This window comes from Leucobacter soli (assembly GCF_042659205.1).
Lineage (GTDB): Bacteria > Actinomycetota > Actinomycetes > Actinomycetales > Microbacteriaceae > Leucobacter > Leucobacter soli.
In genome coordinates this window covers 1-668 of record NZ_JBHSRW010000478.1, presented here as the reverse complement: position 1 = coordinate 668, position 668 = coordinate 1, and the positions used below count along the sequence as shown (strand labels likewise).

General features: G+C 73.8%; 1 pseudogene. It reads left to right on the top strand.

Features of this window, described 5'->3' with window-relative positions:
* Positions 1-668: pseudogene (locus tag ACFPZL_RS14060) on the top strand (hypothetical protein); the annotation flags it as partial.

Sequence of the window (668 nt, the reverse complement as noted above, 5' to 3'; positions counted from 1 at the left end):
AGGCCGACCGCGAACGGGCGCGCGCTGCCGAGCAGTTCGACACGGATTTCGCCCGCAGGCGAGAGGCGCAGGAGCAGGGTCTCGCCGATGCGCTCACGCTGCACAAGCTCGTCATCGGCGACGAGATCGCGGAGCACGAGGCGAAGCTCGCCGACGAGCGCGAGACGCTCGATGCGTTCCTGACCCGCGAGCGCGAGGCGCAGGAGCGCACGGCTGCGGCGGAGGAGGCCCGGCTGGCGCAGGCGCTCGAGACGCACGAGCGGCGCATCGCCGAGGAGAGCGACGCCCACACGGCACGGATCGCCGCCGACCGTCAGGCCCACGACCTCCGCATCGCGGCGGAGAGCGACGCGCACGCCGCTCGGATCGCGTCCGAGAGCGAGGCCCACGAGCTCCGCATCGCGAACGAGAGCGAGGCCCACGCCAAGAGGATCGCGGAGGAGGCGGCCGCGCACACCGCCGAGCTCGCTCGCACCCGTGAGGAGCACGACGGAGCGCTCTCCCGAGAACGCGCGGAGCACGATGCGACCATCGCGCAGGAGCGCGACGCGCACGAGGCCCGGATCGCCGAGGAGCACGCCGCTCATACGGCCGGGATCGCGGCGGAGCTGGAGGCGCACGAGCAGCGGATCGCGGCGGAGACCGCTGAGCAGGCGCGCAAGCTCGCG